At 71.3% G+C, this 2,075-nt stretch carries 3 protein-coding genes and 1 pseudogene; all 4 read left to right on the top strand.

Translation table 11 applies throughout. The features are described 5' to 3' along the window. The first annotated feature begins 124 nt into the window (after positions 1–124). On the top strand, positions 125–613 hold the full coding sequence (locus V7793_RS36825) for a nuclear transport factor 2 family protein (RefSeq protein ID WP_336014034.1): 489 nt from the start codon (positions 125–127) through the stop codon (positions 611–613). A gap of 311 nt (positions 614–924) precedes the next feature. Next, positions 925–1,284: a dihydroneopterin aldolase gene (folB, locus tag V7793_RS36820; protein WP_058045618.1), complete on the top strand. Its 360-nt coding sequence runs from the start codon at positions 925–927 to the stop codon at positions 1,282–1,284. Continuing rightward, positions 1,281–1,874 (top strand): 2-amino-4-hydroxy-6-hydroxymethyldihydropteridine diphosphokinase, encoded by a 594-nt coding sequence (gene folK, locus V7793_RS36815; protein ID WP_058045619.1) that lies wholly within the window; start codon positions 1,281–1,283, stop codon positions 1,872–1,874. The genes folB and folK overlap by 4 nt, the downstream gene beginning before the upstream one ends. 63 nt (positions 1,875–1,937) lie before the next feature. Then, positions 1,938–2,075 (top strand): annotated as a pseudogene (locus V7793_RS36810) (DUF3180 domain-containing protein); the annotation flags it as partial.

The following is a 2,075-nucleotide window of genomic DNA, read 5'->3' as shown; positions in this document are numbered from 1 at the left end:
AGGTGCGGGCCAGCGCGGATGCGGTGCGCGTGGTGCAGGCGGTGCGGGAAGCGTCGGCAGGCGTGGCGGATGCGGCGGGAAGCGTGACGGACGGGGCGGGCGCGGCAGGCGCCGAGGAGGCCGTGTGAGCACCGCCCGTACGGACGGCGAGCTGGTCGAGCTGGCGAACACCGCGCTGTACGAGGCGGTGGAGCGCGGCGACACGGACGCGATGGGCCGGCTGTGGCTGGACGACCCCGACATCGAGGTGTCGTGCGTCCACCCCGGGTGGCCGGTGCTGCGCGGGCGCAAGGAGGTGCTCCGCTCGTACGCGCTGATCATGGCGAGCACGGACTACATCCAGTTCTTCCTCACCGACGTCGAGGTCTCGGTCGCCGGCGACACCGCTCTCGTCACCTGCACGGAGAACATCCTCAGCGGCGGTCCGGCCGAGGAGGAGGGCGAGCTCGGGCCCCTGGTGGGACAGCTCGTCGTGGCGACGAACGCCTTCCGGCGCGTCGGCGGGGAGTGGAAGGTGTGGTCGCACCACGGCTCGCCGGTGCTCGCCGGTCGTGACGACGAGGAGGACGAAACGGACGGCGCGGACGGCGCGGACGGCATTTCGGGAGCGTGACGTATCTCGCGTCACACCCGCCCCACGAGGAGTGATCCACGTCAGCGCGGCGGAATGCCCGCCACTCGTTCGGGCTGCTGGGCGGGCGGGTAGGGGTGGGGGACGGGGCCGCCGGGTAAGCGCGGCGCGAGTCGGGAGCGGCCGGGCGCGCAGGCCGTCCGAAAGGCCCTGAAACATCCGGAAGTATCCGTAGATATGTACACCAACCCCTAGCCTCCATGTGCGAGCGCTGTCGGCGCTCGCAGGTAGATTCGACGTGGGTACCGGGCATCAGAGGTGCCCCCGTCCGACGACCAGCAGGAGTGATTCGTGTGGATCGTGTCGCGCTGCGCGGCCTGAAGGCCCGTGGGCACCACGGCGTGTTCCCCCGGGAGCGCGAAGAGGGGCAGACCTTCATCGTGGACCTCGTCCTGAGCCTGGACACCCGGCCCGCGGCCGCCTCCGACGACCTCGCGAAGACCGTGCACTACGGCGTCGTGGCGGAGGAAGTGGTCGGCATCGTCCAGGGTGAGCCCGTCGACCTCATCGAGACCCTGGCCGAGCGGATCGCCCAGAACTGCCTCAAGCACGACGCGGTGCGCGAAGTGGAGGTCGTCGTCCACAAGCCGGACGCGCCCATCACCGTGCCCTTTGACGATGTGACGATCACTATTACGCGGAGCCGAGTATGAGCAGCAGCGACCCGACCGTGCAGCCGGTGCCCGCCTCCGTGGTGGAGCAGGTGGACGCGGCGGACGTGACCCTGAGCAATCCCAAACGAGCCGTGATCTCCCTGGGCAGCAACCTCGGCAACCGCCTGGAGACCCTCCAGGGCGCGATCGACGCCCTGGAGGACACGCCGGGCCTTCGGGTCAAGGCCGTCTCCCCGGTCTACGAGACGGAGCCGTGGGGCGTCGAGCCCGGCACCCAGCCCTCCTACTTCAACGCCGTCGTCCTTGTGAAGACCACCCTCCCGCCGGACTCCCTGCTCGAGCGCGGCCACGCCATCGAGGAGGCCTTCGAGCGCGTGCGGGACGAGCGCTGGGGCCCGCGCACCCTCGACGTCGACATCGTCGCCTACCAGGACGTGGTCTCCGCCGACCCTGTGCTCACCCTGCCCCACCCGCGCGCCCACGAGCGCGCGTTCGTCCTCGCTCCCTGGCACGATGTGGATCCGGAGGCCGTGGTGCCGGGCCGCGGCGCCGTGGTCGAGCTCCTCGCCGCCGTCGGCCTCGACGGCGTGCAGCCGCGGGTCGACCTGGAACTCCGGCTGCCCGAGTAGGCGTTTGACCTGAGTAGGCCCCCGGTTTCCGGGGGTGTGATCGAGAAGAGGAGCGACGGCTCGGTGAAGCAACTGCGGATCGGTGTCCTGGCCGGGCTGTTCGCCGTGGCCGGGGTGCTCTCCTGGGCGGGCGCCCGGCTGTGGGACGCGGTCGGCACGCTGCCGCGGGTGCCGGTGGCCGCGCCCATCGTGCTCGCGGTC

This window comes from Streptomyces sp. KLMMK (genome assembly GCF_036961605.1).
Lineage (GTDB): Bacteria > Actinomycetota > Actinomycetes > Streptomycetales > Streptomycetaceae > Streptomyces > Streptomyces telluris.
Note: the sequence above shows the minus strand (reverse complement) of the source record. Positions and strands in the feature narration are given on the sequence as shown.